This is a genomic window from Saprospira sp. CCB-QB6 (assembly GCF_028464065.1).
Lineage (GTDB): Bacteria > Bacteroidota > Bacteroidia > Chitinophagales > Saprospiraceae > Saprospira.
The window spans coordinates 1,818,319-1,844,260 of record NZ_CP116808.1 but is presented as its reverse complement, the minus strand read 5'-3'; the positions used below and the strand labels follow the sequence as shown (position 1 = coordinate 1,844,260).

Below are 25,942 nucleotides of genomic sequence, written 5' to 3'. Positions count from 1 at the left end.
GATTTCATAGCATGACTAAATATACTTCTTTGTTGTTTGTGGGCCTTTTTTGCCTTAGCTTTTTGGCTACTTCGCCCACAGCAAAAGCAGGAAATCCGGATCGACAAGGGGAAGCCGGTGCCTATGAGTTGATCATGAATCCTTGGGCCCGTTCTGCTGGTCTAAATGGTTTGGTGGCTGCTCGTGTAACTGGGGTAGAAGCACTTCGCTTTAACCCTGCTGGGATTTGCCGTATCTCAGGAAAAACAGAGGTGGCATTAGGTCATACTCAATATATGGCAGGAACTGGCATTAGCCTGAATGCCGCTGGATTAGTCCAGAAAATTGGTGACAATGGTGCTTTGGGCGTAGAACTGATGTCTGTAGGCTTTGGTGATATTCCTCTAACTACCGTTGATCAGCCTGGTGGAATTACTACTTTTAGCCCTTCATTTTTTAATATTGGTCTTTCTTATGGCTATGTGTTTAAAGATGAAGAAGGGAATGAAAAAGTTTCTGTTGGTTTTGGTGTCCGCGTAGTATCAGAATCTATCGCCAATGCTTCTGCTACTGGTGTAGGATTTGATGCTGGTGTACAATATGTAACAGGTGTTGATCGTCAAATTAAATTTGGTGTCGCTCTTCGTAATATCGGAACTAAGATGTCTTATTCTGGAGATGGTTTAGCCTTTGTAGGGGTCGCTCCTAATAATACAACTGCACTAACTGTAAATAGTCGTGGTGCAGGTTACGAGTTGCCTTCATTGCTTCATATTGGATTGTCTTATGACTTTTACCTCGGTAGCAAGATTAACCGCCTAACAGCAGTAGGTAACTTTACTTCTAACTCTTTCTCTCGCGACCAATATGGTGTAGGCGTTGAGTATGCCTTTAAGGAAATGTTTATGGCACGTACTGCTTTCCGTTATGAAGGGGATATGTATAACGCTGAAACTTCTAGCACTGCTTCGGGTGGATTGACTGCTGGCGTTACTGCTGAGCTTCCTCTCCGCAAAGGCTCTGCTAAGAAAATTGCCTTTGATTATGCCTATGAGTATACTCAGGTGTTCAAAGGTACTCACTCTTTGACCTTGAAGTTGAAACTCTAATTTTTTAGAGCGGAAATGATATGACCTCTAAGCCTTAGGCTTAGAGGTCTTTTTTTTTGAAAGAAATATCTTGTCCTGATAGATTGGAGCAATAAGGCTAGAAGATGGATTATTTGGGGCTGCCCCGCCCTGCGGGCGGGTCGCTCCCTCCGCAGCTCGCAGTTCTGCTCGGCCCTGCGCGGGCTTTGCCCGCTGGGTCTGCCGCCTTTGGCGGCCCTGCTCTGGCAGCTCAGCCTGCGGCGGCTTCGCCGCCTGTACACCGCAAAAATGGCATTCGTCGCTGCGCTCCTCATCCGCTCCTATTTACCCGCCCACCCACCCCTTTTCAGACCTCCTTGCGGAGGCCCTCAGGCTGGGCTGGGCATTTTTCATTTACTGCAGCCCGCAGGGCTAGCTCAAAATGGCCTAGCGATGTGCAGGGGTGGCCGAAGGCCAGACCAAGGCGCTTTGCGCCGCAGGGCCGAGCGAACAGCGAGCCCCGAAACGTAGCGCCGCAAGCGGAGCGCAGCGGAGGCCCCAAAAAATTAGCGAGCCCCGACAACCAGCCTCGAAGAGGCGCCAGTTCGATGACCAACGGGAATAAACGACAACAAGCCCTTTAGGGCGCAGTTCGACGACCGAAGGGAGTAACCGCCGCAGCTTTGCTGCGGAGGCCCCAAAACATCAAAAAAAAGGGAAAAGAATAGTCTTTTTCTCCAAAGGCCTGTATTTTTGAGTTTGCATAAAAAAAGGCGTTAAAATGTACAACTACCTAGATTTACAAGACACCATTGTGGCCGTGGCCACCCCTGCTGGGGCTGGAGCCATTGCCGTCATTCGCTTATCGGGCAAATCGGCCATTAGCATTGCCAACGGGATGTTTCGGGCCAAGGATTTGAGCCAGCAAGACAGTCACAGCCTGCATTTGGGCTACATTTATGATGAGGCGGGGCAGCGGGTTGATCAGGTACTTTGTTCAGTTTTTAAGGGACCAACCTCCTACACTCGAGAAGACGTCATTGAGTTTTCTTGTCATGGTTCGCCATATATTCAGCAGCGCTTGCTCAGTTTGTGTTTGCGTTCGGGTGCGCGTTTGGCCAAAGAGGGGGAATTTACCCTGCGGGCTTTCCTCAATGGGCAATTGGATTTGGCCCAGGCAGAGGCCGTGGCCGACCTCATTGCGGCAGATTCGGAAGCGGCGCATCAGATGGCTTTGCAGCAAATGCGGGGCGGTTTTTCTCAGCAAATTGAGGGCTTGCGGAAAGAGCTTTTGCAATTTGCTTCCCTGCTAGAGTTGGAGCTTGATTTTGGCGAAGAAGATGTGGAATTTGCGCAAAGAAAAGAGCTAGAGGCGCTCCTTTTGAAAATTCGGGCCATGATTAAGCAATTGATGGACTCCTTTCAGTTGGGTAATGTATTGAAAGAGGGGGTAAGCACCGTTTTGGCGGGCCGTCCCAATGCGGGAAAATCGACCTTGCTCAATGCTTTATTGAATGAAGAGCGGGCCATTGTGTCGGATATAGCGGGCACCACCCGCGACAGCATCGAAGAACTGCTCAACATAGATGGGATTCAGTTTCGCCTAATTGATACGGCGGGGATTCGGGAGGCCAGCGATCAAATTGAGGCCATTGGGGTAGAAAAAACCTATGAAAAAATTGCGCAATCTACGGTCTTGCTCTATGTCTATGATGCCAGCCAATTGAGTCAGGAAGAATGCGAGGCGGACCTTGCTCGTTTGCGCAGAGAGGGCTTGGCCGTCTTGGTATTGGCCAACAAATGCGATCAATTGGAAGAAGGGCAAGCCTTAGCTGCCGATCATTTTCGGCTTTCGGCCAAGCAAAAAGAAGGCTTGGGCGAGCTGCGTTCGGCCTTGCGCAATTTAGTTGTTGAGGGGCAAATTCATCAGCAAGGGACCACAGTAAACAATCTACGGCATTATCAGGCATTGGAAGAAGGTTATCAGGCTATAGATGCGGCCTTACTGGGCTTAGAAGAGGGCCTCAGTGGCGACCTACTGGCGATGGATATTCGAGCTGCGCTTCGGGCTTTGGGCGAAATTACGGGCAAGGTAGATGTGGAAGATTTGTTGGAGAATATTTTTGGGCAGTTTTGTATTGGGAAGTAGGTTGCAAATTTTAAATGAGTTTACTGCTTTTAAACTAAAAGTAGTAAATAGCTAGTGAGCTATAATTTGCTGGCATTTTCGTTAAATTATTAAAGAATAACATGAATAAACAGGATATAGAAAGAGCTAAAATAAATGTTAAGTGTAGAAAAAAGGCAATAGGTGAGATAAATACTTGCTTTTTCCCTGGATGTAACCAAAGATCAATTAACTCTCACATCCTTCAAAAGAATGGTATTCTTTCTTCAATTGCTCCAGACAATCATCTTTGGGAAATTGGTATAAATTTGTTTAAGTCACCTATTTTCCAGCTACAAAAAATTGGAATAAATAAAATTTTTGCATTCAATTGTTTTTGTAATGACCATGACACCAATTTGTTTTCAGAAATAGAGCAGCCGTCAGAAATTGATTTTACAAAGTATAGAATACTTCTCTTATTTGTAGTGAGAACATTTTATAATGAATTATTTCGAAAAAAAGTTTTAGTTAGTGAGTTTTCTTGTTTAGAGAAGAAAACGAGTGATGTAAAGAAGAAAGAATGGCTAAGAGAAAATGTTAATCAAATAAATAAGGCAATAAATGACTTAGTTTTTTGGGAGAAGTTTATTTGGCAAGACTATAATCAAAATACACAATCATTCGTTTTGGAATATCGAGAACTTAGCAAAGCTGATTTAATAATGTCTTCTTTATATGATTATGAGACGACTAAAGATATACAAGAGCATGAGTATAGGACAGGAAGAGATAAAGAAAGACTATCTTCAATATTTGCTTCGTTCTTCCCCTATAAAGATAAGTCAATATTGATAAAAGGATACCTTAAAGAAGATGAAAAAGCATTAAAAGGGCATTTTAATACTTTTTTTAAAGAGTATGAGAAAAGGGTGCAAAGAAAGTTGACTAATTTACTATTGTTTCAATGTGAAAATTGGGTCTGTTCTCAAGATTTTTATGATGAAAAAATAAATGGTAAGGAGGATTTATTTAATAATGCTATTAACTATTCAAATAAAAATGACAATGAACGAAGATGTTTTAATATCAATATATTTAGAAATGATTTTGATACAAAGTTTAAAGAATGGGACGAAAAATATGCCTAATTGAAGACAAGAAAGCTAGCCATACTTACCAAAACTGTAAAACAGAGCTAACGATATTTAACTGAAACCATGAACTAAGGCATTGATGTATGAAACCACCGTATCAGCTTACAGATAAAATCTTAAAGTTAGTTGTGGCTATTTCCGAGCGTTTAGGAGAGGTTAACGCTATTCATATACACAAGCCAGCGACAGCATTACAAAAAAAAAATCGCATCAAAACCATACAGTCTTCTTTAGAGATAGAAGGAAATACGCTAACGGAAGAGCAGATTACAGCGCTTTTAAATAACAAGCGAGTTATTGCTCCGCAAAAAGACATTATAGAGGTACAGAATGCTATAAAAGTGTATGATCAGCTGGATAAATTTGATCCTAATAAGTTAGCGGATTTAGAAAAAGCGCATGCTATTTTGATGGCTGGATTGATAGACGGGGCGGGGAAGCTAAGAGTAAAAAATGTGGGCATTGTGAAAGGGGATAAAGTAGCGCATTTGGCTCCAACTGGATATATGGTGAGAGGACTGATGCAAGATCTTTTCCATTACCTTAAAACAGATCAGGATGTATTACTCATTAAGAGCTGTGTTTTTCATTATGAGTTTGAGTTTATCCATCCTTTTTTAGATGGAAATGGTCGAATGGGGCGTTTATGGCAGACGCTTATTTTAATGCAAAAATATCCTGTTTTTGAATACTTGCCTGTAGAAAGTTTGATTAAGGAAAATCAAGAAGAGTACTATAAAGTATTGAGTTTGTCTGATAAAACAGGGCAATCAACATTATTTATAGAATTCATGTTAGGGCTTATCTTAGAGGCATTAGATCAGCTTTTAGTACCGCAAGTAGAGATTTGAAGTGGGCTGTGGAAGAAGGGGTTTTAGAAAAACAGGGAGATAAACGCTTGACAAAGTATCGGTTTGTTTCTGAAATAGACCTTTAAAAGCACTAGAAAGATTTACTTAAAACTACCTTGATAGTATCAAATGATACTATCACTCATCCATTCAATCCCATAAAATGACTTCTTTTCACCTTGGCGTTGGCGCCATTATCTGTAGTTCGGACCAGCAATTATTTTTTGTGCAGTTTAGAAGGACACTACAAGATGTTTTGGAGAAAAAAATAATGTTTTTTATGAATAAATTTATATGTTGAGCTGTCTTCTAACGAAAAAAAATAAACAGATGGGACAAACAATTATTACACACTTTATAGAGGGAACACCTAAAGGAATACAGAGCTTGCAGTTAAGCAATAAAACAATTATGGGCTTTGTTATTCCAAGGGCAGATACGAAAAAAGCAAAAGACCTATTGAGCGAATTGTTGGATACACCTTGTTTGTATCTGTTGTTAGATGATGATAATGAGGGTGTTAAGCCTAAGGTGTACATTGGGCAAACGGATGATTTTTTCTCTAGAATTTATAGTCATAATCAAACTAAACAGTTTTGGACTAAAGCCCTAGTTTTTACATCTCAAGCAGGGACGTTAAATAAAGCGGATATACTTTTTCTGGAATACTTGGCAATTCAAAAAGCTCGCGAGGCCAATGTTTTTGATACAAAAGAGAATAAGCAAGTCCCTCGACAGCCAAAGTTACAACGACATATTATAGATACCTTAAATGATTTTTTTGGAGATGTTCAGTTCATTATGTCATTTATTGGATATAGCGTATTTAGAGTTGCAGGTGAGGCTACTGATAGTTTGAAGCTTTTCTATACAAAAGGAAGACAATCAGATGCCAAGGGATTTTATGATGAAAATGGTTTTACAGTTTTAAAGGGGAGTATTTTAAGTAAAGAAACATCACCTTCATTTGCATGGTCTGAAAAACGGAATAAAATGATACAAGAGTATGTGAGGGAAGAAAACGAGGTATTGATCTTAAAAGATGATTACTTGTTTTCTAGTCCAAGTACTGCTGCTGAATTTTGTATAGGGAGTAGCACGAATGGTTGGACTGCATGGAAAAATAAAGATGGAAAAACATTAGATGAAGAATATCGACAGTAATCCCTCAAAATGACTTCTTTTCACCTTGGCGTTGGCGCCATTATCTGTAGTTCGGACCAGCAATTATTTTTTGTGCAGCAAAAGGATGAAACTTATCCGCTGTCGCAATGGCAACTGGCCTTATCGGTTTGGGGTGGGGCTGTAGAGGCCGAAGATGAAAGCCCAGAAATTGCCTTATACCGAGAGCTGCAAGAAGAGTTGCGCTGGCAACCTGAGCAGCCGCCTATTTTTATTGGGCAGTTCAAGATCAAAAGTATTCAGGAGTTTAAGCTTTGTTTGTTCAAAATTATCTTGCCCAAAGAAGAGTTAGAACAGTTGGCCCAGCAGCCCGTCTATGAGGGCTATGGCCGCTTGCTCGATGCAGAAAGTTTGCAAAAACATAATTGGGTTTGGGATTTGGGGACAGTTATTTATCAAGAGATTATAGAAAAGGGCCCCAAGGGCTAGTGCTTTCTTCAAATTTTAACGAACTTTGGGTGATTTAGCCCTATGGGGCCTTCTGTTCCTGAATAAATTTGGAAATCAATGAAACTTGCGGAATCGATTCTCGTCTCTGAGCTAGCAGATATGCTAGGCGCCAAACTCATCGGAGATCCCAATGTAGAAATTACTCATCTCAACGAAATTCACAAGGTGTGTAAAGGCAGCCTGATCTTCGTCGATAATGAGAAGTATTATACTCAAGCTATTTATTCTACGGCCTCGGCTATTCTGATTGATCAGGCGGTAGATTGTCCCCCGAATAAGGCCCTTTTGGTGGTGGAACGCCCCTTTGAGGCCTATAATAATTTGGCCAAAAAGTATTTGCCTTTTACGCCTATGAGCAGCCAAATTAGTCCCACGGCCCAAATTGGCAAAGGGACGGTGATCGAGGCAGGTGCTGTTGTGGGTAATCATGTCGTGATTGGCGAAGATTGCTTGATTCGGGCCAATGCCGTGATTTCTGATTATACGGTGATTGGCAATCGAGTGAAAATCCACTCTAATTCTGTAATTGGTAATGATGCTTTTTATTACCATCTAGAGGAGGACCGCAGTTATAAGCCTTGGCATTCTATTGGCCGAGTGGTGATTGAGGATGATGTCCGTATTGGGGCAGCTTGTACCATTGATCGCGGGGTTTCTGGCGATACGCATATTGGTAAAGGCTGTAAATTAGATGATCAGGTGCATTTGGGCCATGGTGTGGTTTTGGGCAAACATTGCTTGATTGCGGCCCAAACGGGAATCGCGGGCAAAACCATTATCCAAGATTTTGTCACTATTTACGGACAAGTGGGTATTTCTAAGGGCTTGGTTGTTGGCGAAGGTGCCGTTTTGCTTGCTCAAGCTGGGGTCTCTAAGTCTATTCCTGGTGGCAAGCGCTATATGGGCGCTCCTGCAGTAGAGGCTTACAGCCGCTTTAAGGAATTGGCTGCCATTCGTCGCTTACCCGAATTGACGAAAACAGTAGATCAACTTCAAAAACGATTTAAGAATCAAGATCTTAACCCCCAAGATTAGGCCTTGATCCATAACGAGATAGGAGAGAAGTATTGCTTTTTAGCAGTACTTCTCTTTTTTTTAGGGGCCTCCGCTGCGGCTTCGCCTTGCGGCGCTACGTTTCGCAGCTCGCTGATCGCTCGGCCCTGCGCGGGCTTCGCCCGCTTGGTCTGGCCTGCGGCCACCCCTGCACATCGCTAGGCCCTGCCCGCCCAACTGCGAAGCTACAAGCTGCTGCCGCAGCTTCAAGCTTCGCAGGCTCGCGCCAAGCGCGCCCGGCCGGCGGATGGCGGCAGCCACCCCCTTCTCTGCGCCTCAGCAAATTAGGTCCTCAAAATATTACATTTCAGCTTTAATTTTCCCTTTGGCCGCCCCCGCCTGGGGGCTGGGCTCCTTTGGCCTTGGGGGCCAAAGCGCCCAGCATTGCATTCGTCGCTCCGCTCCTCATTCTCAAAAAACAAGGAAATACAGCCTAAGCCTGTCATAAATCGTATATCTAGTCTCAAAAAGGGCAAAAACAAGAGATTTTTTGTAATTTAATAGGGCCAAAATTAAACCACCTTTATTTACCATTCCCATGAGTCAAATAGAAACCATTAAGCAGACGCTGCAAACCTATCAGCAGGAACTGCCCAAGCTACGCCAACTCTTTATGCAAGATGGCGTCATCGATGCCCAAGAAAAGGCCCAACTAGAAGAGATTGAAGGCCGCATCCAAAAATTGCAAAGCCAATTGGGGCAGGCCTCAGCTGGAGCCAGCGATGCGCTCACAAAAGCCGCTGGCCTCAGCGGCTCCGTAGGCTACAAAGGCGAGAACCAAAAAGCCGACGTCATCAAGGTCCAAGAACTACTCAACAAAAAAGGCGGAAAACTCAAAGAAGATGGCAAATGTGGCCCAGCCACCATCTACGCCATCCGAGATTTTCAAAAGACCAACTTTGGTGGAGCCGATGCCCGAGTAGATCCCGACGGCAGAAGCTGGAAAGCCTTAACGGGCAGCGGTAAAAACTTTACCCCCTCCGCTCCTCCAGCCAAAGAACAGGTCCAAAACTTTTCTAAGGCAGAAAGCACCGTAGACACTAAAGCCAAAGATACCAGCCCCTCGGCTATCGGTAATCTAGTGTCTAAAGAAAACCTAGAAAAAGGCGCTCGCTTTGCCCTACAACAATTTATTAGCCAAGGCAATGTGGATATCGAGGTCTTTAACGTAAGTAAAGACATCCCCTTAGCGGAATATCTCATCTTTTCTTTACATCTAACGATGGGCGTTCAAATGAACCTGACCCTAGAACATACCTTAGTCGAAAAAGAGCTAGCCATTGAGTCTAAAGCCAGTGGTATAATTGATGCCTATTTTGGGGTCAAAGGAAGTGCTATTGGTATTATGGGCTACAATATGTTGGATGTTACGGCTGCTTTGCATGGTGCTCTAGATGCCAATGGCACCGCCAAATTGGCCATTAAAAAAGATACGGTTTTAGAAGGAAGCCTCAGAGCCGAAATGGTCCTTAAAGCCTATGCAGATTTTAATGTAAAAATCCTGGCGGAATCAATCACGCTTTATACGACCAAAACCAGTGATTTCAACTTCTTTATCATGACGGCGCCAACATATGCTATTTCTTTTCAAGTGAATAGTTGGACCTATAAAGGGGCACGTCGTGTAGGCGGTGAATTTGCCGCTGAAATGCATCCGGACTTCCGCAATTTCTTGCAAAAGACCAAAGAAGTCTTGACCAGTCCAATGACTTATTTGAAGAAAGGTGCTGCCGCCGCCGCCCACCTAGCCGAAGAGGTTTGGGATGGGGTAGAGTATGTCGCCGGAGAAGTAGGCGAAGCCGCCGAATGGGCTCTAGATACTGCTGCGGATGCGGTGGCATATATGAATCCTTATTATTGGTTTGCCGAAGATTAAACGTTCCTCTTGCGTTCCTCTTGCGTTCCGAGGCGAGCGTAGCGAGCCGGCTGAGGGATGGACAGCAGTGGCCGCAGGCCAGACCCAGCGGGCGAAGCCCGCGCAGGGCCGAGCGATCAGCGAGCTGCGAAACAGCCCGACCCCAAGGCCCAAAGGGCCGAGGGGGCAGCCCCAAAATCATTCTAAAAAAGCAAAGAAAAATACCCGAAATCCATGTCAAAAGCAGAACAAATAGAAGCCCTCAAAACCGCTGCTGCCGCCGCTGAATGGCCAAAATTGCAAGAGCTGGCTTTGGGCGCCTTAAATGAATATCCAGAAGAAGGCTTTGGCTATGATTATTTGGCCCAAGCATTAGATGCTCAAGAAGGGGGTTCATTAGAAGCCATAGAGCGTTGTTTACTCAAGTTGGTAGAGCTGAATCCCAAAGATACCAAGGCGCTTTTGCGTTTAGCGCAAACCCGGCTAAAAATGGGGGATGCGCCTCAGGCCATGGTGGCTTATCGCCAAATATTAAAGTTGCAACCAGAGCAAGATGAGGCCCTAAATGCCATTGGAGAAGAGCTGCTTTTTGAGCAAAATAAAGCGACGGAAGCCCTTGCTTTTTTTCAAGCGGCCATGAAGGCTAATCCGCAAGAATTGTTGTATGCAGTTAATGCGCTTTTGGCTATGAGAAGCATGGGGAACCGAGAAAAAGAAGCTTTGGCCCTATTGACCAAAAACATCAAGCAGCATGGTTATCAAGAAAAACTATTTGCGGTAGGGGCCGAAATTTATTTGGCAGAAGGAGAGCAAAAAAAGGCCCTTAAATTGTTGCAAATGCTGCGCGAAAAGGACCCCAATCTGACCTATGTCTATAATGTGGGGCGAATTGCCAATGAGTTAGAAGATTATCCCTTGGCTTATGAGGCCCTAGAACAAGCTTATGAGTTGGCTAAAGCTAGCAATGAATTGAGTTCGGTACTTTTGCAGGCTTATGCCAAGGCAGCTATGGAGCTTGGGCATGCACAAAAAGCGCAGGAACTGATCGAGCAGGGAATACAAATAAACCCCAGCGTTAGTGCCAGCCTTCTGTTACTAGATAGCCTTTTGGCCCAAGGAAAACTGGAAGAAGTAGAGAAGGAACTAGATTTTTTAGGGCGTAAATATCCATTGGGTAGCACTTTTGGTCTAGATGTAACCCTTAAGCAGGGTAAACTCTTACAAGCTAAAGGGGATTATGCTGCAGCAGAAGCTTTATATCTGGACCTTATGAAGACTGAAGGCGGGCAAAAAGATGCCGCTATGGCTTTGGGGCAAATGGTGATTAAGCAAGAGAATAATCCAGCTAAAGCTTACTTTTATTTGTCTAAAGCCGATGCCCAAGGGGCGCCAAGAGCTAGTCAGCTGATTAAAGAAAAGCTTTATGACTATTTGAAGGGCTATGCCGAGCAAACTTTAGCCGAAATGGCTCCTGCGATAGCGCATAATAAAAGTCAAGCGGTATTTCAGCAGCTAGCGGGCAAATACCTTAGTTTTAAAGCTATTCGCTCTGAAAGCATGCAACAGCTTAATAAGGAGGTTGCTGATATGATTGAGGAACAACTCAAAAAACGGATCATCTTTTTTAGTCCTCAAGGGGGCTTTAGCGTTAATCCTATTGGACAAACTACCGTTTTTGCTTACGAGCTCAAAGTGGAACATTCTCCAAATATGCTCGATTTTGAGCTGCGTCCGCTAGATGGCCGCCGTGGACTTGGCGTTCGCCTAAATATGAGCCCACAAGGTTTGGTTTGGAGCGAAAAAAGAGGTGAGTTTCTCCTCTTTGAACTGAAAGATTGGACCGAACTAAGCGAGGAACAGCAATCTCATGTTCAAGAAAGCTTAGCCAAAGTGGCTTATTTACCCGATTTTATTCCAACGCATTAGGCTATTTTTTAGCCAGATAAAGGAGCTTGTAGGCCAATTTTGCCTGCAAGCTCCTTTTTGTTTGTATTTGATGCCCTCAAAGCAGGCCAAAAATAGCCTTGAAGAAGAAAAAGCCGTAACAAAGCTCTTTTCTCCCCACGAACTTCTGTATTTTTGGCCTTCGATTTAGAATCACTAGTTATACAGAATATGGAATTATCTAAACATTATGATGCCGCCAGCGCCGAAAAACGCTGGTATGCTCACTGGGAAGAAAAGGGCTATTTCCGCTCTACCCCCGATGAGCGCCCCGCTTATACCATTGTTATCCCCCCACCCAATGTTACGGGGGTCTTGCACATGGGCCATATGCTCAACAACACCATCCAAGATGTGCTGATTCGTAAAGCACGCTTGCAAGGCTTTAATGCTTGTTGGGTGCCTGGTACCGACCATGCCTCTATCGCTACAGAAGCTAAGGTGGTCAAAATGCTACGGGAACAAGGCATCAAAAAGTCAGATATTTCTAGAGAAGAGTTTCTAGAGCATGCCTTTGCCTGGAAAGATAAATACGGCGGAATTATCCTGGATCAACTCAAGTTGCTGGGCGCTTCTTGCGATTGGGAACGCAGCCGCTTTACTATGGAACCCAAGCTCTCTAAGTATGTACAAAAGGTTTTTGTAGATCTCTACAAAAAAGGCCTTATCTATAGAGGTTTGCGCATGGTGAACTGGGATCCCGAAGCACAAACAGCCCTCTCTAATGAGGAGGTGATCCACACCAATGAACAATCAAAACTCTACCACCTCCGCTACCAAATTGAAGGCAGTGAGGAATATGTTATCATTGCGACAACCCGCCCCGAAACTATTTTGGGCGATACGGCTATCGCCGTCCACCCCAATGACGAACGCTACGAAAAACTAAAAGGGAAAAAGGTACTAGTGCCCATCATTGGCCGTGCTATTCCCGTTGTTTTTGATCGCTATGTAGACCAAGAATTTGGTACTGGGGCCCTCAAGGTGACGCCCGCTCATGATATGAATGACTACGAGATTGGTCAACGTCATGAGCTCGAGAGCATCGATATTTTCTACGATAATGGTCGCATGCACCCCAATGCTGGCCTCTATGTGGGTATGGACCGCTTTGAGGTGCGCAAGCAAATTGCTAAGGATCTCAAGGCCCAAGGTGCTCTAGTTAAAGTAGAAAATTATAGCAATAAGGTAGGCCGCTCAGAACGCACTCAAGCTGTTATTGAGCCCCGCCTCAAGGAACAATGGTTCCTCAAAATGGAAGGCCTAGCCGCTACGGCCCTCGCTGCCGTAGAAAATGGCGAAGTGAATTTCTTCCCCGAGCATATGCTCAATATGTACCGCAACTGGCTGAAGGAAGAGAATGTCAGAGACTGGTGTATCTCTCGCCAACTTTGGTGGGGACAGCAAATTCCCGCTTATTATGGCCCCAATGGCGAAATCGTTGTAGCCGAAAGCCTAGAAGATGCCCTAGCCCAACTCCAAGCCGATGGCAAGGAGTATAGCGCCGAAGACCTTACTCAAGATGAGGATGTAGTGGATACTTGGTTCTCTTCTTGGCTCTGGCCTATGGCCGTTTTTGATGGCTTCGATAATCCCGAAGAACTTCGCTATTATTATCCCACTCAGGTACTGGTAACAGGCTGGGATATTATGTTTTTCTGGGTGGCCAGAATGATTATGGCGGGCTATGAATGGGCCCCCGAACTTCTAGGCGAGAAGTTAGCCCAAGAAAAAGGCGTACAGCCTTTTGAATCGGTTTATTTTACTGGCATGGTGCGCGATAAACTCCGCCGCAAAATGTCTAAGTCTTTAGGCAACTCGCCCGATTCTATCGAGCTGATTAAGAAGTATGGCGCAGATGGCGTCCGCTTCGGTATTCTCTCTTGTGCCGCCGCTGGCAATGACGTTATTTTTGATGCCCCTTTTGCCGATAAGGAGAAAACAGCCATCAAAAATGAAAGTAAACTCTGTGAGCAAGGCCGAAATTTCTGCAACAAACTTTGGAATGCCCTCCGCCTACTCGAAGGCTGGGAGCAAAGCGAAAAAGCGACGCCCAAAGAAAGCGAACTGGCTATGCGCTGGATCGAACAAAAGATGGCCCAAACCCTAGAACAGGTCAATGCCTCTTTTGCCGAATACCGTCTTTCTGAGGCCTTGATGACGCTCTATAACTTCATCTGGGGCGATTTCTGCTCTTGGTATCTAGAGCTCATTAAGCCCGCTTATGGCGATAGCATCGACAAAAAGACTTATGCCTTCAGCATCGATATTTTTGAGCAGTTGATGATCTTGTTGCAACCCTTTATGCCTTTTATCAGCGAAGAAATTTGGTCCAAATTGCGCGAACGTGCCGCTGGAGAAGATTGTGTGGTGGCCAAATGGCCAGAAGTTGGCCAATACGATCAGCAGTTTTTGCAAGAGGTGGAAAATATGCAAGAGGTGGTCAAAAATATCCGCGAGCAAAGAGCCAAAAATCAACTACCTATCAAAGAGGAGTTGGAACTCTTACTCCGCAAAAGCGCTACCGCTGACCAACTTTTGGCCCTAGAAGGCTGGCCCGAGGCCGTCACTAAATTGGGCTTCCTCAAACGCTTTGAATTGGTCCAAGAAGAGGTGGAAGCTAGCTCTTTCCTCGTTGGCCCCGATCAATATTATCTCCTTTTTGATAAGAAAATTGATCTGGCCGCCGAAAAAGAACGCCTAGAAAAAGAACTCAGCTATTCACAAGGCTTTATCAAAGGCATTATGAAAAAATTGGGCAATGAACGCTTTGTCAACAACGCCCCCGCTCAGGTGGTGGAGCTAGAGCGCAAGAAATTGGCCGATCATGAGGCAAAAGTCCAACTCCTAGAAGAACAACTTAAAAAACTGAACTAGGAGCTCCCACAGATATTAAGCGCTCAGTTTTGGGCGCTTTTTTTTTGGGGCTTCCCCGCCCTACAGGCGGGGCGGGCTGTGCCGCAGCTCGCTGATCGCTCGGCCCTGCGCGGGCTGCGCCCGCTGGGTCTGGCCCTTCGGGCCACTGCTATCCATCCCTAAGCCAAGGCGCTTCGCGCCTTTCTAGACGCTTTAAATTTGCTGCAGATGAATATAATTCGCCGTATTTTTGCGCTTTCCATTCTGATGATTTTGGGCTTTTCGGCTCTTTTGGCCGCCGCCATGACCTTTATGGTAGAAAATCCAGATTCTCACTACCTTTGGCCTTACTTTCTGGGCTTTGGGCTATTGACTGGACCTGGCTCGCTTTGGGCTATTATTTATTATAATCAGCAGTTTAAGCAATTGGCCAAAAAAGAAGCGCTAAGCAAAAGCGAACGCATTTTGGGCCAATGGCAACAGGAAGACGGCCAAGAGGTTTTATTAACCCTAGATGCCCTCTTTCTAGGCAAAAGTCACTACCCCTTTTGGGCCAGCTATGAACGCCTGCTTCAAATAGAAGTTGTGGAGGATCAACCTACTCTCCGCTTTCAGCTAGAAGTTGGCTTCAATAGCCAGAAAAAACATTACCGAGACATTTATATTGATGTGCCCCAAGACTTATTGGCCCAACGCCAAACTTGGGCGCAAGACATTCAGACAGCTTCTGCTCATGGGCATAGCTGCGACATAAAATAGTAACCGCATGTATCAAACCGCTTATCACAATCGAGACCTGAGCCAGTTTTCGGTTCTTATTACTGGAGGCGCTGGCTTTATTGGCAGCAATCTGGTCGAATACTTTTTGAAGTATGGGGCCAAAAAGGTCCGTGTCATTGACAATTTCCTCACTGGCTTTCGAGAAAACTTGGCGCCTTATATGGACCATCCCAACTTTGAGTTAATCGAAGGGGATATTTCCGTTTTGGCCGATTGCGAAAAAGCTTGTGAGGGAATGGATGCCGTTTGTCATCAGGCGGCTTTGGGCTCTGTGCCCCGCTCTGTAGCTCAACCTCATCTAACGACCCTTCACAATGTCAATGGCTTTGTGAATATGGTGCATGCGGCCCATCAGGCTGGCATTAAGCGCTTTGTTTATGCCTCTTCCTCTTCTGTTTATGGTGATGAACCCAATTTGCCCAAAGTAGAACATAGAATTGGGCAGCAACTTTCGCCCTATGCGATTACCAAATATAGCAATGAGCTCTTTGCCAAAAACTTTGGCGACTTGTACGGAATGGAGTTTATGGGGTTCCGTTACTTTAATGTATTTGGTCCAAAACAAAGCCCCAAAGGCGCTTATGCAGCCGTAATTCCTCTATTTGCAGAGGCTTGTCTTTTAGGAAAAACCGCTTATATTAATGGCGATGGCCAACAAACTCGAGATTTCACTTTTATCGAGAATGTGGTCCAAATGAATGTGAAGGCCCTCTTGAGTGAAAACCCTGAGGCTTACAATCAAGTTTATAATGTGGGCGTAGGTGGTCGCTACTCGGTGCTAGATCTCTATGAAGGGATTCGCAAAGCAGCAGGCAGCGAGCAAGCTCCTGTACATCGCGAGAGCAGGGCAGGAGATATTCGTGACTCTCAAGCGAATATTGAGAAAGCAAAAACGCTTTTGGGCTATGATCCCCGCTTTAGCTTTGAGGAAGGCCTGGCCATTACGGTCCAGCATTTTAAACAGCTGCTGAAGGCTTAGCGACCAACAAAAAGGCCAAAAGCAAGCTGGCCTAGCGATGCGAGGGGGTGGCCGTTAGGCCAGACCAAGGCGCTGCAAGCGCCGCAGGGCCGAGCAGACCTGCGAGCCCCAAAGCGTAGCGCCCGCCGCAGGCGGGAGGCCCCAAAAAACAAAAAAATAATCAGCAACAACAGAATATAAACAACATAGAATGATGCAAACGCAAGCTCCTTATGAGGCCCAACACAAGATTAGAATTGTGACGGCTGCCTCTCTATTTGATGGGCATGATGCCGCGATTAACATCATGCGGAGAATCATGCAGCGCTCTGGCGCAGAAATTATTCACTTGGGCCATAATCGCTCGGCTCAGGAAATTGTCGATACTGCCATTCAGGAAGATGTTCAGGGCATTGCTATTACCTCTTATCAGGGGGGACATATCGAGTTTTTCAAGTATATCTACGATCTTTTGCAAGAGCGTGGAGCCGGCCACATCAAGATTTTTGGTGGGGGAGGAGGGACCATCCTGCCCACAGAAATAGAAGAGCTGCATGCCTATGGCATTAGCCGCATTTACTCGCCCGATGATGGACGAGAATTGGGCCTACAAGGGATGATTAACGATCTCTTGAGCCAATGCGATTACCCAACAGGGAAAAATATCAATGGCGAGCTCAATAAATATGCAACAGGCGATAAATACGCCCTAGCCCGCCTGATCTCAGCTGCCGAAAACCAAGCAGCCGAAGCCGAAAGCTGGTTGAGCGATCTAGAAGCCAAAGCCGCCGCCAAAAAGACCCCCATTTTGGGCATTACTGGAACGGGGGGAGCGGGTAAATCCTCTTTGGTAGATGAATTGGTGCGCCGCTTCCTGCTCGATTTTGAAGATAAGCGCATTGCCGTGATTTCGGTGGACCCCTCTAAGCGCAAAACGGGTGGGGCCCTCTTAGGCGACCGCATTCGGATGAATGCCATCAATAGCGAGCGAGTGTATATGCGCTCTTTGGCCACTCGCCAATCTAATCTATCAGTCTCTAAGTATATTGGCGATGCCGTGAATATCTTAAAGGCAGCAGATTTTGACCTCATCATTCTAGAAACCTCTGGAATTGGCCAATCAGATACCGCTATTACCGATTTCTCTGATGCTTCTTTGTATGTGATGACGCCAGAATATGGAGCCGCCACACAGCTAGAGAAAATTGATATGTTGGATTTTGCTGATCTTATCGCCCTCAATAAATTTGATAAGCGAGGGGCACAGGATGCTTTGCGTGATGTTCGCAAACAATATCGCCGCAATCACAACCTTTGGGAGGCCAAAGAAGAAGATTTGCCCGTGTTTGGAACTATCGCTTCTCAGTTTAATGATCCCGGCATGAATAGCCTCTACAAAGCCTTGATGGATAAAATTGTAGAGCGAACAGCGGCGCCTTTGGTCTCTAGTTTTGAGGCTAGTCAAGAACAAAGCGAAAAGCAATTTATCATTCCTCCAGCTCGAGTGCGCTACCTTTCAGAAATTAGCGAAAGCATTCGCCGATATAATGATAATATTGAGCAAGAAGCTCGCTTGGCCAGTCAGCTTTATCAGCTCAAGGGAGCTATGGAGCAACTGGGCGAGGAGAGTCCCGCTAGCTTGAATGAAACTTACGAATTTAAATATGCCAACCTCAGTGGAGAGCAGCAGCGCTTGCTAGAAGGCTGGAAAGAAAAACTAGCCCGCTACCAAGCCGATGAGTTTGTCTATAAGGTGCGCAACAAAGAAATTCGAGTAGAAACCTTTACCAAATCCCTATCGCATAGCCGCATTCCCAGAATTGCCGTGCCTAAATATAGCGATTGGGGCGATATCGTCCGCTGGTCGGGCCAAGAGAACTTTCCTGGAGAGTTTCCTTATACCGCTGGGGTATTCCCCTTCAAGCGCAAAGGCGAAGATCCCACACGTATGTTTGCTGGAGAAGGACATCCAGAACGGACCAACCGCCGCTTTCATTATGTTTCTTTGGGCATGCCTGCAGCCCGCTTGTCTACGGCTTTTGATTCCGTGACCCTTTATGGAGAAGATCCCGATTATCGTCCAGATATTTATGGTAAAATTGGTAACTCTGGGGTAAGCATTTGTAGCCTAGACGATGCCAAGAAGCTGTACTCTGGCTTTGATCTTTGCGATCCTAAGACCTCGGTTTCTATGACCATCAATGGTCCAGCCGCTACCATCTGCGCGTTCTTTATGAATGCCGCAATTGACCAGCAATGCGAGAAGTATATTAAGGAACATGGCTTAGAAGCTCAGGTAGAAGCCGCCTTGAAGGCCAAATATGATGATAAAGGCTTGGCCCGCCCCCAATATATGGGCGAATTGCCCGAAGGAAACGACGGCCTTGGTCTTATGCTCCTAGGTTTGACTGGTGACGAGGTGCTTCCCGCCGATGTTTATGCCGAGATGCGCACTAAAGCCTTGCGTTCTGTTCGTGGAACCGTACAGGCTGATATCCTCAAAGAGGACCAAGCGCAAAATACTTGCATTTTCTCTACAGAGTTCTCGCTCCGCCTAATGGGCGATGTGCAAGAGTACTTTATTGAGGAGCAGGTGCGCAATTTCTATTCGGTTTCTATCTCTGGCTACCATATTGCCGAAGCTGGCGCCAACCCCATCACCCAATTGGCCTTTACCTTGGCCAATGGCTTTACCTTTGTAGAGTATTACCTCTCTAGAGGGATGGATATCAACGCTTTCGCTCCCAATCTCTCTTTCTTTTTCTCCAACGGAATTGATCCAGAATATGCCGTGATTGGCCGAGTGGCTCGCCGCATTTGGGCCAAGGCTATGCGCGAGAAATACGGAGCGAATGCTCGCTCGCAAATGCTCAAATATCATATTCAAACCTCTGGCCGCTCTTTGCATGCACAGGAAATTGGCTTCAATGATATTCGCACAACTTTGCAGGCCCTTTACGCAATTTATGACAACTGTAATTCATTGCACACCAATGCTTATGATGAAGCTATCACCACGCCTACAGAGGAATCTGTGCGCCGAGCGATGGCCATTCAGTTGATTATTAACCGAGAATTGGGCTTGACTAAAAACGAGAACCCTCTGCAGGGCGCTTTCATTATTGAGGAACTTACCGACTTGGTTGAGGAAGCCGTTTTGACCGAATTTGACCGCATTACCGATCGTGGTGGCGTTTTGGGCGCTATGGAAACCATGTACCAAAGAGGAAAAATTCAGGAGGAAAGCCTTTATTATGAAACCCTCAAGCATACGGGCGAAATGCCCATTATTGGCGTAAATACTTTCTTGTCAGATGAGGGCTCGCCCACTATTATTCCCAAGGAAGTTATCCGTGCATCTAAGGAAGAAAAGGAGGCCCAAATCTTTGCCCTCCAACGCTTGCATCAAACGCATGAAGAACGTGGCCCTCAGGCCCTCAAGGCTTTGCAAGAGGCTGCTATCGAGAACAAAAACCTCTTCGATTGCCTGATGACGGCCGTGAAATTCTGCTCTTTGGGCCAAATTACCCAAGCCCTCTATGAGGTCGGCGGACAATATCGCCGCAATATGTAAGGATTCCCCTTAATCTATAAATTAGCTAGCGCTCTCCAATTCTTGTTCGGAGGGCGCTTTTTTTATTATGTTTGATAAGTTTTATTGTTTTTTGGGGCCTCCGCTGCGGCTTCGCCTTGCGGCGCTACGTTTCGCAGCTCGCAGGTCTGCTCGGCCCTGCGGCGCCTGCAGCGCCTGGGTCTGGCCCTTCGGGCCACTGCTGCACATCGCTAGGCCAAAACAACTTCCTTTGGCTAAGTTGAAAAAAGAAAGCCTATAGCTTCTTTATGGAGCTATAGGCTATATCAAACTCAATAAAAGAGTTCTTTAGAATTAAGCGTTATCTTCTTCGCCATTGTTTTCGGTAGGTTCCTCCGTTTGGGGAGTTTCTTCTACTACGGGGGGCGTTTCCGTTTGAGCTTCCGTCTCTTTTTGGAGTTCGGCAGCTTGTTTTTGCATTTTGGCAAGGCGTTTTTGGAGTTCCTTCATGGTTTTATTCATGTCGGCAAGTTTTTCGGCCTTAGAGCTAATGCGTTCGCGCAGCATTTTGGCTTTCACCTCACGGAGTTGGGTTTCGATTTGGGTGGCATTGGGTGCATTGATCTTTCCGTCTTGGATATCTAGTTCCTTTTGGTCTCGATCAATAGAGCGTTGCATCTTTTTGATTGCTTCTTCTAGGCCTTGGATGCGGCGTTCGAGTCGGCTATCGCCATTTTGTTTGCCAAAGCGTTTCACTTTAACCACCTTAAAAGCTTGGTCAATTCGTCCCCAAATGCTATTGCGTTGTTTTTTGCTCAGTTTCATCTTTTTCATCTGAGCTTGTAATCCCTTGAGTTGTTCGAAGTACTTATCCCATTTTCCCGTTTCGCCTTCAAGTTCTTTTTCAATAGCAGAGAGGCCTTGGTCCAATTGGTCATAATTGACTTTAGCGGCTTGTTCAAAGGCTTCATCTTGTACCTTGCGCAAGTTTTTCATGAGGCCAAAAAGCTCATTGAGGCTATCGCGTAGTTCTTGCACATGATCTCTAAAGAGATTTTTCTCTTTGTCTTGGGCATGTACTTTCGCCTGAAAGGCCTTAAGTTCTTCCCAAAGCATTTTGTCATATTTGGTCGCTCGTTCTACGCGGTCTTGGATTTCGCCAAGTTCTGACCAATAGGTCTTATACAATTTAGTAGAGAGGACGGCAAAAAGCCATTCTGTCTTTAGGGCTTCCAAGTTGAGGCTGTTATCTAGACAGCTGTAGGCTTCGGGCAAGAGGCGGCTAGCGGCCGATAATTCTTGCTCTGTTTTTTGGTAGCCCGTTGTTGGGAATGCAACCACTAGGTCTTGCATCCATTTTTCCTTCAACTCTTTTTCCAATGCTTCAGTAGCGGCTTCGCCTTCAAATTTGTGCAATTCTAGGCGGTTGTCTTCAGCCTTTAATTCCATGGCCAATAGGCACTTTTGGTTGCCTTCAGCTACGGCCTCTTCGGCCCAAAATACAAGTTTCTGTTTCATCTCAAAACAATAAGTAGATCTAAAAATCGCTGCTCAATAGTCGAGCTGTACAATAGTATTCTTCTAAGTATAAAATGAGCAAAAAGGTTTGCTCGCTTTGCGCTTAGCGTCAATATTTTCTCAAAATAGTTTTTATTTTCCTTTTCCTCAAGATTTTTTTGGGGCTTAAATGCGCCTTGATTCTTCAAGTAGAAAGGCTTATCATCCTGTCACATCGTTTAGATGGCTGGTTAAGGGGCTAAAAGATAGATTGTTGTTGAGGAGAGGGGCTAAAAAAAGAGAGTTTTCTATCTTTAGGGCTTTCGGGTTCAAAACTTTAGCCGTATATTTCATTGAATAAAAGTTCAAAATTAGGGGCTTTTTAAGTTCACAAATTGGCAGAAATAGTCATAAACGTATACAAATCGTTTTCTACCCCCAACTAATTAGAGAGCGAAGACAACAAAACAATCATGCTCAAAATCATTTAACTATGAAAAACTTAATGTTCCTTTTTATGGCCGTATTGGCCTTTGGTCTTGGCAGCTGTAACTCAGAGGCACCTGCCGCCTTGGTAGAACAAGGCTTAGAGGTAACGACTCGTGGCCAGCAAGCTGAAGAAAAAGCAGAAAATTTCACAGCAGGTAAATGGGAGGACCAAAATACTTTTGTCAATCTAAAACTAGATGGTACTTTTGAGGCTTCTTTTGATGGCGAAACTACTATTGTAGGTAGCTGGATCCTTAGCGATGACGAAAAGCAGCTTTCGCTTAAGGCGGAGGAATCGCTAGAAGGGAAAGGCAGTGTTTTTGCCAAAACTTATGAGGTGTTAGAGATTACGCCTGAGTCTTTGAAAGTAAAGGATGATGAAGGTCAGGAGTTGGCCTTTAAAGCAGCCTAAAAAAATAGCTTAAACCCTAAGCGGCCTGCCTCAAATTATTGAGGTGGGCTTTTTTTGCGCCTAGAAGCGGGCGAAGCCCGCTGGCCTAGCGATGCGGCGGGGTGGCCGCAGGCCAGACCAAGTTTTTTTGAGCGCAGCGAAAAAAACGCAGGGCCGAGCGAGCAGCGAGCCCCAAAGCGTAGCGCCGCAAGGCGAAGCCGCAGCGGAGGCCCCAAAAAACAGAAAAAAGAAAAAGCGTATTGATTTTGAGGCAAAAAAGAGAAGGGAGCAAGATGCTATTCAGCAATTACAGGCTTTTTTGCTACTTTTGTGGCGCAAAACAAAAGCAAAATCAATGTCGACAAAAATAGCTGCAGAAGTAAATAAGAGGCGCACCTTTGCCGTAGTGGCCCACCCCGATGCGGGGAAAACAACCTTGACCGAAAAACTCCTTCTTTTTGGTGGAGCGATTCAGGTAGCGGGAGCGGTAAAGTCTAATAAAATTAAGAAATCGACCACTTCCGATTTTATGGAAATTGAGAAGCAGCGGGGGATTTCGGTGGCCACTTCAGTCATGGGTTTTGAGTATCGGGAGCGGCAGATCAACATTTTGGATACGCCGGGTCACAAAGATTTTGCAGAAGATACTTATCGGACTTTGACGGCGGTGGACAGCGTAATTGTGGTGATTGATGTGGCCAAGGGGGTTGAGGAACAGACCGAGCGATTGGTAGAGGTTTGTCGGATGCGCGACACGCCCGTGATGGTCTTTATCAATAAGTTGGACCGTGTGGGTAAGGATGGGATGGACTTATTGGATGAGATTGAGGAAAAGCTCAAACTCAATGTTTGTCCCTTGAGTTGGCCTGTGGGTATGGGCCCTGATTTTAAGGGGGTTTACAATATCTATGAAAAGCAACTCAATCTTTTTGCGCCAGGGACCAAATATGGGGACCTCACGGCTTTGGAAGATTTGGATGATCCTCTTTTGGATAAATTGGTAGGAGAGGACTATGCCGCAGAGCTGAGAGAAGAGGCCAATATGGTTATGGAAGTTTATCCCGAGTTTGATCGAGAAGCTTATCTCAAAGGGCAATTATCGCCTGTGTTTTTTGGCTCGGCGGTCAATAACTTTGGGGTCAAGGAATTGCTTGATTGCTTTGTAGAAGTGGCGCCCACGCCAACGGGTTTTCATACAGAAGAGCGAGATATTGAGCCCTTAGAGCCTAAGTTTACGGGCTTTATCTTTAAGATCCATGCGAACATGGATCCTCGTCACCGCGACCGTATTGCCTTTATGCGGGTTTGTTCGGGCGTATTTGAGCGCAACACCAACTACTTGCATGTTCGGAAGAACAAAAAGATGAAATTCTCGAATCCGACGACCTTTATGGCCTCTAAAAAAGAGGTGGTCGAGCATGCTTATCCAGGGGATATTGTGGGACTTTACGATTCGGGTAACTTTAAAATTGGCGATGGCTTGACAGAAGGGGAAACCCTACATTTTAAGGGGATTCCCAGCTTTTCGCCAGAGCTTTTCCGTTATATAGAAAATGCCAATCCCATGAAATCGAAACAATTGGCCAAGGGGATTGACCAATTGATGGATGAGGGAGTAGCGCAGATTTTTACTAAAACCTCTAACAATCGCAAGATTATTGGTACCGTAGGGCAGCTTCAGTTTGATGTATTGCAATATCGTTTGGAGCATGAATATGGGGCCAGTTGCCGCTATGAACCCGTACAGCTGCATAAAGCTTGTTGGATTGAGGCCGAAGATGAGGCAGAACTCAAGGAATTCTTGCGTAAAAAGGCTCAATTTATTGCTAAAGATAAAGATGGACGTTATGTCTATTTGGCCGAGTCTAAATGGATGCTCAGCACTGCTCAGCAAGATTACCCCAAAATTAAATTTCACTTTAAATCAGACTTTTAAGGATGCGTCAATTGCCTGCTTATCTGCTTTTGGCCCTTTTGGCCCTGCTTCTTGTTCAATGTGCTCAGCAACAACCTCTGCAAGGAGGGCCAAAAGACGAGCAGCCGCCAGAGCTAGATTTGCGGCGCTACTCTACGCCTAACTATCAAACAAATTTTGAGGAAAAGGAGATTCTACTCACTTTCAATGAGTGGGTGCAACTCAAAAATGCCCAACAACAAATTTTAATCTCTCCCCCTTTGGAGAAAAAACCAAAGGTGAAACTGAAGAATAAAACGGTTATTCTTCGCTTCCAAGAAGAACTGAAGGAAAATACTACCTACAGCATTCAGTTTGGGCAAAGTATTGTCGATTTTAGAGAGGGAAACCCCGTTAAAGACCTGCGTTTTGTCTTTTCTACGGGAGACCAATTAGATTCTCTTCAATTGGGGGGGCAATTGTTGAATGCCAAAACAACAGCCCCAGTAGAAGAAGCTTGGGTAATGCTTTATGAAGGGGAATTGGGCGATTCTACCCCCATCCTTGAGCGGCCCAACTACTTGGCCCGAACAGATGAAAAGGGCAATTTTAAACTGGAAAATCTAAAGGCGGGCCGCTATATCCTCCTTGGCCTGATGGATAAAAATAATGACTATCGCTATCAAGCTAATGAGGAAATTGCATTTTGGTCCGAGCCAATTGTTTTGACCGATAGCAGCGCAGGAAACCCTAAACTTCGCCTATTTGCTGCCGAAACAGAACGAAAATTACTTTCTGCTAAACAACTGGCCAAGGAACAGGCGCAGTTGCAATGGAATAAAGCTTTTTCGGATAGCCTTCGCATCCAGCCTTTGGATGAACTAGAAGATTGGACCTATTACCAAAAAGAGGATTATGTCTGGCTTTTCTGGAAAGGAGCAAAAGGGGAGGAGCTTCGCTTTTTATTGGAAGCTGGCGATTATCGCGATACGGCTAAAATTAACCTCTATACAGATCTAGATCCCAGCAAACTGCGCTTGATAGATCCTAAAAAAGCAGGCAAGGCTAGGGCGACAGATGGTCCCCAAATTGACAAGCCTCTTCTACACCCCAAAAATCCTATGTTGCTCGATTTTGGGGCACCAATTCAGCGCATTGATACAAGCCTTTGTGTTTGGCAAAATGATACAGGTCTAGTTTCTGGCCCCTTGAGCTTTGTACCCCAAGGCAATTATCTTTGGACTTTAGAGGCCCCCAAACTAGCTTCAGCTACCTATAGTCTTCAATTGCTGCCTGGAGCTTTGACCGATTTTTGGGGAAATAGCAATGAAGATACCCTCCAAGCTACTTATGCCCTAGAAACCGACAAAACTTTGGGGAACATCTTGGCCCAAATCCAAAATGCAGATAGCAACAAACAATATGTCTTTGAGTTACGCCGTGACCAAGAGGAAGTGGTCCACAGCCAGTTGCTTTCTGGCCAAAGCGAATATGCCCTCAACTTTCCACTGCTGCCGCCAGGCAGCTACCAAATACAACTAATTTGGGATGAGAATAAGGATGGCCAATGGACCACGGGCAACTATTTGCAACTACAGCAGCCCGAACGCATCTCTAGCTCAAAGGAATTGCCTTTGCGCCCGGGTTGGGACAATGAAATAGCATTAGATTTAAAAGAAGATTAGGCGACTAATTTGGGGCTGCCCCTCCCTTCGGTCGGGTCGCTCCACTTCGCAGCTCGCTCTTCGCTCGGCCCTGCAGGCTTTCTCGCTTCGCTTCAAAAGCCTTTGGTCTGCCGCCTTCGGCGGCCCTGCTCCGGCAGCTCAGCCTGCGGCCCTTCGGGCCTGTAGGACTCAAAAAAGCTTGAACCTACTAAGGTTCAAGCTTTCTATTGTTTAAG

Annotated in this window: 16 protein-coding genes and 1 pseudogene; 16 read left to right on the top strand and 1 reads right to left on the bottom strand. The window is 45.5% G+C overall.

Annotated features, from left to right (window positions below; all coding sequences use genetic code 11):
- Positions 1–11: 11 nt before the first annotated feature.
- The 13 genes and pseudogenes from PPO43_RS07220 to PPO43_RS07160 all read left to right on the top strand — a co-directional run bounded on the left by PPO43_RS07220 (position 12) and on the right by PPO43_RS07160 (position 19,813).
- Positions 12–1,088 (top strand): PorV/PorQ family protein, encoded by a 1,077-nt coding sequence (locus tag PPO43_RS07220; protein ID WP_272621135.1) that lies wholly within the window; start codon positions 12–14, stop codon positions 1,086–1,088.
- 739 nt (positions 1,089–1,827) lie between these two features.
- The gene (gene mnmE, locus PPO43_RS07215; RefSeq protein ID WP_272621134.1) at positions 1,828–3,195 is read left to right on the top strand and encodes a tRNA uridine-5-carboxymethylaminomethyl(34) synthesis GTPase MnmE; all 1,368 of its coding nucleotides are present in this window, start codon (positions 1,828–1,830) and stop codon (positions 3,193–3,195) included.
- 101 nt (positions 3,196–3,296) lie between these two features.
- A complete protein-coding gene (locus PPO43_RS07210; protein WP_272621133.1) occupies positions 3,297–4,304 on the top strand; it encodes a hypothetical protein in 1,008 nt (335 codons plus the stop codon).
- 89 nt (positions 4,305–4,393) lie between these two features.
- A pseudogene (locus tag PPO43_RS07205) lies at positions 4,394–5,247 on the top strand (Fic family protein).
- Between the two features lie 244 nt (positions 5,248–5,491).
- The gene (locus tag PPO43_RS07200) at positions 5,492–6,325 is read left to right on the top strand and encodes a GIY-YIG nuclease family protein (RefSeq protein ID WP_272621131.1); all 834 of its coding nucleotides are present in this window, start codon (positions 5,492–5,494) and stop codon (positions 6,323–6,325) included.
- A gap of 9 nt (positions 6,326–6,334) precedes the next feature.
- Positions 6,335–6,772, top strand: coding sequence for an NUDIX hydrolase (locus PPO43_RS07195; protein ID WP_272621130.1), 438 nt, complete (start codon positions 6,335–6,337; stop codon positions 6,770–6,772).
- A gap of 78 nt (positions 6,773–6,850) precedes the next feature.
- Positions 6,851–7,828, top strand: coding sequence for a UDP-3-O-(3-hydroxymyristoyl)glucosamine N-acyltransferase (locus PPO43_RS07190; protein WP_272621129.1), 978 nt, complete (start codon positions 6,851–6,853; stop codon positions 7,826–7,828).
- A 556-nt stretch (positions 7,829–8,384) separates the two neighbouring features.
- Positions 8,385–9,722, top strand: a complete 1,338-nt coding sequence (locus tag PPO43_RS07185; RefSeq protein WP_272621128.1) for a peptidoglycan-binding domain-containing protein — start codon at positions 8,385–8,387, stop codon at positions 9,720–9,722.
- Positions 9,723–9,935: 213 nt separating this feature from the next.
- Positions 9,936–11,627, top strand: a complete 1,692-nt coding sequence (locus PPO43_RS07180) for a tetratricopeptide repeat protein (protein ID WP_272621127.1) — start codon at positions 9,936–9,938, stop codon at positions 11,625–11,627.
- A 189-nt stretch (positions 11,628–11,816) separates the two neighbouring features.
- Positions 11,817–14,522, top strand: a complete 2,706-nt coding sequence (locus PPO43_RS07175) for a valine--tRNA ligase (RefSeq protein WP_272621126.1) — start codon at positions 11,817–11,819, stop codon at positions 14,520–14,522.
- A 207-nt stretch (positions 14,523–14,729) separates the two neighbouring features.
- A complete protein-coding gene (locus PPO43_RS07170; RefSeq protein WP_272621125.1) occupies positions 14,730–15,260 on the top strand; it encodes a hypothetical protein in 531 nt (176 codons plus the stop codon).
- Positions 15,261–15,267: 7 nt separating this feature from the next.
- Positions 15,268–16,260: an SDR family oxidoreductase gene (locus PPO43_RS07165; protein WP_272621124.1), complete on the top strand. Its 993-nt coding sequence runs from the start codon at positions 15,268–15,270 to the stop codon at positions 16,258–16,260.
- Positions 16,261–16,453: 193 nt separating this feature from the next.
- Positions 16,454–19,813: a methylmalonyl-CoA mutase family protein gene (locus PPO43_RS07160; RefSeq protein ID WP_442985446.1), complete on the top strand. Its 3,360-nt coding sequence runs from the start codon at positions 16,454–16,456 to the stop codon at positions 19,811–19,813.
- 312 nt (positions 19,814–20,125) lie between these two features.
- Here the strand turns inward: PPO43_RS07160 and PPO43_RS07155 are convergent, their stop codons facing one another.
- Entirely contained in the window at positions 20,126–21,289 is a 1,164-nt protein-coding gene (locus tag PPO43_RS07155; protein WP_272621122.1) for a hypothetical protein, read from the bottom strand.
- Between the two features lie 472 nt (positions 21,290–21,761).
- Here PPO43_RS07155 and PPO43_RS07150 point away from each other — a divergent pair, with 472 nt between their 5' ends.
- The 3 genes from PPO43_RS07150 (at position 21,762) to PPO43_RS07140 (ending at position 25,727) form a co-directional block, all read left to right on the top strand.
- Positions 21,762–22,169 (top strand): lipocalin family protein, encoded by a 408-nt coding sequence (locus PPO43_RS07150; RefSeq protein ID WP_272621121.1) that lies wholly within the window; start codon positions 21,762–21,764, stop codon positions 22,167–22,169.
- A 334-nt stretch (positions 22,170–22,503) separates the two neighbouring features.
- Positions 22,504–24,084 carry a peptide chain release factor 3 gene (locus PPO43_RS07145; protein ID WP_272621120.1) on the top strand — a complete coding sequence of 527 codons (1,581 nt, stop codon included), beginning with the start codon at positions 22,504–22,506 and terminating at the stop codon, positions 24,082–24,084.
- Positions 24,085–24,086: 2 nt separating this feature from the next.
- The gene (locus PPO43_RS07140; protein ID WP_272621119.1) at positions 24,087–25,727 is read left to right on the top strand and encodes an Ig-like domain-containing protein; all 1,641 of its coding nucleotides are present in this window, start codon (positions 24,087–24,089) and stop codon (positions 25,725–25,727) included.
- The last annotated feature ends 215 nt before the right edge of the window (positions 25,728–25,942 follow it).

Bases quoted from the DNA above. Each gene is read 5' to 3' on its own strand.
- PPO43_RS07150 (WP_272621121.1), top strand. From the start codon at position 21,762: ATGAAAAACTTAATGTTCCTTTTTATGGCCGTATTGGCCTTTGGTCTT.
- PPO43_RS07185 (WP_272621128.1), top strand. From the start codon at position 8,385: ATGAGTCAAATAGAAACCATTAAGCAGACGCTGCAAACCTATCAGCAG.
- PPO43_RS07195 (WP_272621130.1), top strand. From the start codon at position 6,335: ATGACTTCTTTTCACCTTGGCGTTGGCGCCATTATCTGTAGTTCGGAC.
- PPO43_RS07210 (WP_272621133.1), top strand. From the start codon at position 3,297: ATGAATAAACAGGATATAGAAAGAGCTAAAATAAATGTTAAGTGTAGA.
- PPO43_RS07140 (WP_272621119.1), top strand. From the start codon at position 24,087: ATGCGTCAATTGCCTGCTTATCTGCTTTTGGCCCTTTTGGCCCTGCTT.
- PPO43_RS07165 (WP_272621124.1), top strand. From the start codon at position 15,268: ATGTATCAAACCGCTTATCACAATCGAGACCTGAGCCAGTTTTCGGTT.
- PPO43_RS07180 (WP_272621127.1), top strand. From the start codon at position 9,936: ATGTCAAAAGCAGAACAAATAGAAGCCCTCAAAACCGCTGCTGCCGCC.
- mnmE (WP_272621134.1), top strand. From the start codon at position 1,828: ATGTACAACTACCTAGATTTACAAGACACCATTGTGGCCGTGGCCACC.
- PPO43_RS07160 (WP_442985446.1), top strand. From the start codon at position 16,454: ATGCAAACGCAAGCTCCTTATGAGGCCCAACACAAGATTAGAATTGTG.
- PPO43_RS07155 (WP_272621122.1), bottom strand. From the start codon at position 21,289: ATGAAACAGAAACTTGTATTTTGGGCCGAAGAGGCCGTAGCTGAAGGC.
- PPO43_RS07220 (WP_272621135.1), top strand. From the start codon at position 12: ATGACTAAATATACTTCTTTGTTGTTTGTGGGCCTTTTTTGCCTTAGC.
- PPO43_RS07200 (WP_272621131.1), top strand. From the start codon at position 5,492: ATGGGACAAACAATTATTACACACTTTATAGAGGGAACACCTAAAGGA.
- PPO43_RS07175 (WP_272621126.1), top strand. From the start codon at position 11,817: ATGGAATTATCTAAACATTATGATGCCGCCAGCGCCGAAAAACGCTGG.
- PPO43_RS07170 (WP_272621125.1), top strand. From the start codon at position 14,730: ATGAATATAATTCGCCGTATTTTTGCGCTTTCCATTCTGATGATTTTG.
- PPO43_RS07145 (WP_272621120.1), top strand. From the start codon at position 22,504: ATGTCGACAAAAATAGCTGCAGAAGTAAATAAGAGGCGCACCTTTGCC.
- PPO43_RS07190 (WP_272621129.1), top strand. From the start codon at position 6,851: ATGAAACTTGCGGAATCGATTCTCGTCTCTGAGCTAGCAGATATGCTA.